We start from the raw sequence: 5,758 nt of genomic DNA, 5'->3' as shown, positions 1-5,758 counted from the left end.
GCAATCAATCTATACAACCAAATTAGATTACATGTATCTTTAGACTATAAAACACCAAATATGGTATATTTAAAAACAGCGTAAATCAATTTTTAACCTGTAGCCATATTTCAGGACTAGACATTAGCCTATGAAGCCAAATCAGTACTTATTTGAGAAATTCAAAAATCTATTGAATGAAGAATTCTCTCAAGAGATAAATAAATACGAAGATGGTAATCATCTTACGATTGCAGATACAGGATTCTGGATTTCTGTAGATGATAAGGAATTAATTATTGGATTTGGACTGAATCACACTCATTATAATTTTGACTATGATTCAATGGAAGATGCTATCGATACATTCTTTTTACTATTAACCAAAAAAAAGAAAATCACTGATTACTCAAAAGGATCAAGAATATTTAAAACCAAAGTAGAAATTGAAGTAGACAACGAGGAATTAATAAACCTTGGAACAACTGCTACATTTCCTTTAAAGTTTTGGAAAAAAACAGAGTTAAAAACATCCTACTCTAATGAATTATTAAAAACGGAAAAGGTTACAGAACAATGGAAAGAGTTAATAAACTACGCACAACACTATGTATAATTAATGGCTGGTTTTAGCTTGTTTACGAAAATCCTCGCGGATTTTCTATTCCGTTTTTATTTGCTAAATTAGGTTCTTAAACACGCCACTAATCATACACAAACACGTTGTAAAACATTTGAGGAAATGCTCGAACACAATAAAGAAATTGAAAAAATAATTGAACGGAACATAAACGAATCTTCGTCTGAAACGGAAATAGAAGAGTTTATATCTGATTTAAAAAAGGCAGGTTCTAATCCGATTTCGACAATGAAAATAATTGTGGAAAAGTTAAATATGGATTTCGGAAAAGCAAAAGATTTAGTCTTTAATTCTTCAAGTTGGAGTTTCTTATATTCTCAACCAAATCCCTTTACGCAGGATTTTTTGGATATAGCTGCTGAAGACGCTGACAAAGTTGAACGAAAAGATGGAAAGGTCATTTCTGTAACTTATAAATTGGACAAGGGCTCTGAAAGCAATTAGGATGAAATTAATAGACGAATTAAACGCTGAAAACGGTTCATTTTTACTTGAATTAAGAACTGACTTAAATTGGAATCACGATTCGTTTATTAACCTACTGACCGAACTAAATGCTGAATGTAAACGGACAAAAGAAAATCTGAATTTATCACGAGATACTGCTTGTGGAATTTGGTATATATCTGATTTTATCAAAAATTGGACTGAACATCAAAATTTCCCAAAAAAATTCGCTGAAGAATATTATGAAAAAGCCTATGAATTAATAAATGATTTGGCTTACTCATACTTTATGGCTGAATCACCTTATGAATCGGAATCTGAAATTGAAAATAAAATAGCGGAATTAAAAAACGTTTTACAACACCGTGTATAATTCATTGCTTCTGATTTTCCTTTCGGAAAATCCTCGCGCTGAATTATTGCCTGTTATTTTTTACTAAATTAGTTGCCAAATCAACGCAACGAAATCATACACAAAACCGTTGGCATTAATTAGAAAAAATGAGCAAAATTCAAGATAAAATGTTTCTAGAAATTAGAAACAAAGATATATTTAATCAAGCACAGCAATATGCTTTTGACTATATAGAGAACGTTTTTGAGCGAAATGTTTTTCCTACCCAAGAAGCACTTAATAACTTATCCATATTCGATGAGGAACTTCCTGTAGATTCGACAAATGCTAAAAGTGTAATAGAACAATTAAATAAATATGGGAGTCCTGCAACAACCGCAACATTAGGAGGAAAATACTTTGGATTTGTTTGTGGAAGTGCCGTTCCAGTTGGTTTAGCAGCTAAAAATTTAGGTACATATTGGGATCAAGCACCTGCAATGAACGTTCTCTCACCTATCGGTAGTAAGTTAGAATCTGTAGTAGAAAAATGGCTGATAGATTTATTTAATTTACCTAAACAATCTTCTGCTGGATTTGTGAGCGGTACATCGACAGCTAATTTATGTGGCTTAGCAGCGGCTAGGTATCGTATTCTTGAAAGAAATAATTGGGATATAAATAAAAATGGACTTAGAAACGCACCTCAAATAAGAATTGTAACTGGTAAACAATCACATTCAACAGTTTTGAAAGCAATCGGAATATTAGGTTTAGGAACAGAGAGCATAGAATGGGTTGATGTTGATAATCAAGGGAGAATCATAACTGAATTAATTCCTGAATTGGATGAAAATACTATTTTAATTCTACAGGCAGGTAATGTAAATAGTGGAGCATTTGATGATTTTGAAAAAATATGCGAAAGAGCTAAAAAAACAAATACTTGGGTTCATATTGATGGTGCGTTCGGTTTGTGGGCTGAGGCTGTAAATGATTTGAAATATTTAACTAAGGGAATAAACAATGCTACTTCTTGGGCTGTAGATGGACACAAAACATTAAATACACCTTACGATTGTGGAATAATACTTTGTTCAGACCAAGAGGCTATGACTTCTGCACTTCATATGTCTGGAAGCTATATTGTAGAAAGTACCGAAAGAGACGGAATGTTTTACACACCCGAAATGTCTCGAAGAGCAAGGATAATTGAGTTGTGGTCTATAATGAAGTACTTAGGAAAGAACGGAATTGATGAAATGATTTTAACAATGCATCAAAGAGCCAAACAGTTTGCAGAAGAAATAGGCAAAATAAGAGGTTTCTATGTCGAAAACGACATTGTGTTCAATCAAGTTATTGTTAGATGTGACAATGATAAAATTACAGAGCAAGTGTTGAATAATATTCAAATGCTAAGAGAGTGTTGGTTAGGAGGCTCAATGTGGTATGGCAAAAAAGTTATGCGAGTTAGTATTTGCTCTTGGGCAACTACTAAAAATGATATAACTAAATCAGTAAAATCATTTGAAAAGGCTTTGGAATTGGAAATAACTAATGCCAACAATGTATAAAAATAATAGCGGTTTAATCGCTAAAACAAAAGTATGTAATAATTTAAAAGTTCTGTGTTTAACCAAAAAGTTAGTGTTCCAAAATTCGCTACTATTCTTATACAAACCGTTGTGTACAATTTGAGAAATGACAGCAATTAACAAATTTACGTTTGGAATCCTATTTCTTTTGTCGTCTTGTGGAAACTCAAAGGATTTGACAAAATCGACTTCAAATCAAACAAGTGAAATGAAAAAAATACTGACTGACCTATTCCAAAAGTCATTGACTACAAATGACAATAATTATTTCACTTCCGAGCAAATCAAAAATAAATGGATTGGAAATCTTCCCGCAACAGAAAAAGAAATTGCAGAAACTGAAATTAGGCTTGGAATTAAATTACCTGCCGACTATAAAGAATTTCTAAAAATAGCAAATGGATATCCGACTTATAATGATGCAGTTGAGCCAAGTTTTGAGAAAATAAATCAAATTGAATATTTGAAAAATTTTGACCCAGATATGATTAAAATTTGGAGTCAAAAACAAACAGAAGATATTGGAAAAGAATTAAATAAAAGTATAATTGTTGCTGGAAAGCAAGAAGAGCAATGGTTTCTTTTAATACCGCCAACTGACAAAAATGACAAATGGAAATATTGGAAATTTGCAAGTTGGATTCCAGGAGAAATAGAATATAAAAATCTGACCGAATACTTTTTGGATACAATAAACGGAATTGAATAAAAAAACTGTACACAACACCGGCTATAGTTCATTGCTTCGGAATTTTCTGCCGAAAATTCCTTCCACTTAACTATCTTTGGTTTACGGCGGAAAATCCTCGCGGATTTTCACGCAACGAAACCATAGCCAAACACGTTACCCAACATTTGAAAAAAACGACATTCTACATATCATTCATAGTTTTTATTCTGACTTTTTCGAGTTGTAACTTTTCAAAAAAACCTGAAAAACTACCGAAAACTGAACAGTATGTAAAACTGATTGGAAAATGGAAAGTAACTAAATCTAATTTCTTACCGTTTGAGCATCCTTCTTTCTGTGAAAAAATGGGATTGAACTCAATATTTGAATTTGATGAGTATGGAATTTTAAAAGTTTATGAAAATGACAAGACGAAACGGAATTGTAACGACCATCAAAAATTCTGGATTGACGGAACTGAATTAATAGCTTTCGAATACGATGTAGGATTTCCGTACGAAATTCTAAAACTGACTTCTGACTCTTTAATAATAAAGTCGGAAATCGTGCCTGCTTACTTATTCAAAGAAGAAAATATTAAAACCGCTAAAGATTTAGAAGGAGACGACATAAAATTTATAAGAGAAAACGGAATTATAATTACGCTGAAAAAACAAAAAAACGTTGGGTAACAATGTATAACCGCAATTACGGCGGATTCGACTACGTCCGAATCCACTCGGAATTGCTAACGTCAGTTCTAAACCGAAAATTAAGGCATATTAACCCGTAACTGACGGTTATACGAGACCGTTGTAGCCAATTTGAGAAAAAACTATGGAATACATATATAATCCCGAAGAATTAGATAACCTTGCTGGTAATGTTCTTCAACAAAAAGCGACAGAAATTAAACAGCGGTTTGATTATAGAAGGTCGTACTTTCATACATTAAGAAATAGTATATCGGATATTGAACAATGGACAACATTGAATGACAATTTAATTTCATTTGATAAAAATAAATTCAATCCTTGGAATCAACAATGGAATAATACATTAAGGTCAAATAATGTTAATACAATCAAACAGTTTTTCGACAGAGCTGTTTCTTTCTTTCAAGAATTAGAAGAGGAAGTAGGTTCAATCAAACCTCAATATTTAAATTCAGACGAAGTAGAAAGCCTAAAAGAAGAAGTTCTCAAGAGAATTGACGAGGATATGGTCTCTTTAAAAAATGATGTCACCGAACAAATTAATAATGGAATTACCAACGTACTGGATTTGAAATCTGAACTTGGTTTACAAAAAAACTTTGCTGACAACTTGAAAGACGTGAGAAAAACTTCAAATATCACAAAATATTGCTTTTTAGGAGGTTTTATTATTTCACTTATTGGAATAGCTGGATTTTTAGTTTTCAGCTATAAATTAACGTATATACAAAACCTTGAATCTTACGAAAAAATATTAGTTAGGCTCGGTGCTGTTTCCTCTTTAGCTATTTTATCCTATTTCTTATTTCAACAATTTAAATTGCATCAAATTTTACATTTAAAATATACTCATTTGGACAATTTTCTTGGTGGTGGAGCAACTTATATTAATCAATTAGTTAGTCAAGATGGAGACTTAAAAAAGATAACCAATAAAAGACTGACTGAAATGTTTATGGAGATTGACGATACAATCGGGAATGCAAAACAAGTTCAACATCCAACTGACAAATATTCTGAATCATTTAAACAAACCCTTGATAGTGTTTTAGGCAAAGTGAATGATTTGGCTAAAACTGTGAAAGAAATAAAAAATCCAACGGAATAAAAAACTGGCTACAACAATGGCTATAAGTAATTGCTTGTTCTCGCCTACTTCTGAAAATCCTCACGGATTTTCAGCTTGGTGTGTACTTGCAAAGTTAAGTGCTAAACCACGCAACTACTCATAGCCGAGACCGTTGGGCACAATTATGACCCGTCCTGAATAAAGGCTACATAATTTCAAACATTATGTACAAAAATGACAAAGTAATCAGACGGTATTCAGAACCTTTTAAACTGAAAATTTTAGACGAACTTACAACAGGAAAA

7 protein-coding genes are annotated in these 5,758 nt (G+C 32.1%); all 7 read left to right on the top strand.

All coding sequences use genetic code 11. From position 1 onward, the window contains the following. The first annotated feature begins 130 nt into the window (after positions 1-130). A complete protein-coding gene (locus FGF67_RS16550; RefSeq protein ID WP_139698869.1) occupies positions 131-595 on the top strand; it encodes a hypothetical protein in 465 nt (154 codons plus the stop codon). Between the two features lie 126 nt (positions 596-721). After that, a complete protein-coding gene (locus FGF67_RS16545; RefSeq protein ID WP_139698868.1) occupies positions 722-1,063 on the top strand; it encodes a hypothetical protein in 342 nt (113 codons plus the stop codon). Between the two features lies 1 nt (position 1,064). Continuing rightward, positions 1,065-1,439 (top strand): hypothetical protein, encoded by a 375-nt coding sequence (locus tag FGF67_RS16540; protein WP_139698867.1) that lies wholly within the window; start codon positions 1,065-1,067, stop codon positions 1,437-1,439. 128 nt (positions 1,440-1,567) lie between these two features. After that, entirely contained in the window at positions 1,568-2,977 is a 1,410-nt protein-coding gene (locus tag FGF67_RS16535; RefSeq protein WP_139698866.1) for a pyridoxal phosphate-dependent decarboxylase family protein, read from the top strand. 229 nt (positions 2,978-3,206) lie between these two features. Next, a complete protein-coding gene (locus FGF67_RS16530; protein WP_199240708.1) occupies positions 3,207-3,707 on the top strand; it encodes an SMI1/KNR4 family protein in 501 nt (166 codons plus the stop codon). Between the two features lie 146 nt (positions 3,708-3,853). After that, positions 3,854-4,360, top strand: a complete 507-nt coding sequence (locus FGF67_RS16525; protein ID WP_139698865.1) for a hypothetical protein — start codon at positions 3,854-3,856, stop codon at positions 4,358-4,360. A 145-nt stretch (positions 4,361-4,505) separates the two neighbouring features. Beyond that, entirely contained in the window at positions 4,506-5,492 is a 987-nt protein-coding gene (locus tag FGF67_RS16520) for a hypothetical protein (RefSeq protein WP_139698864.1), read from the top strand. Positions 5,493-5,758: the final 266 nt, after the last annotated feature.

The sequence above is a fragment of the Allotamlana fucoidanivorans genome (assembly GCF_006265225.1).
Classification (GTDB): domain Bacteria; phylum Bacteroidota; class Bacteroidia; order Flavobacteriales; family Flavobacteriaceae; genus Allotamlana; species Allotamlana fucoidanivorans.
The sequence above is the reverse complement of the archived record's forward strand: the minus strand, read 5'-3'. Positions and strand labels throughout refer to the sequence as shown.

Excerpts from the sequence above, each read along its gene's own strand:
- FGF67_RS16550 (WP_139698869.1), top strand. The coding sequence starts at position 131 with ATGAAGCCAAATCAGTACTTATTTGAGAAATTCAAAAATCTATTGAAT.
- FGF67_RS16545 (WP_139698868.1), top strand. The coding sequence starts at position 722 with ATGCTCGAACACAATAAAGAAATTGAAAAAATAATTGAACGGAACATA.
- FGF67_RS16530 (WP_199240708.1), top strand. The coding sequence starts at position 3,207 with ATGAAAAAAATACTGACTGACCTATTCCAAAAGTCATTGACTACAAAT.
- FGF67_RS16540 (WP_139698867.1), top strand. The coding sequence starts at position 1,065 with ATGAAATTAATAGACGAATTAAACGCTGAAAACGGTTCATTTTTACTT.
- FGF67_RS16520 (WP_139698864.1), top strand. The coding sequence starts at position 4,506 with ATGGAATACATATATAATCCCGAAGAATTAGATAACCTTGCTGGTAAT.
- FGF67_RS16535 (WP_139698866.1), top strand. The coding sequence starts at position 1,568 with ATGAGCAAAATTCAAGATAAAATGTTTCTAGAAATTAGAAACAAAGAT.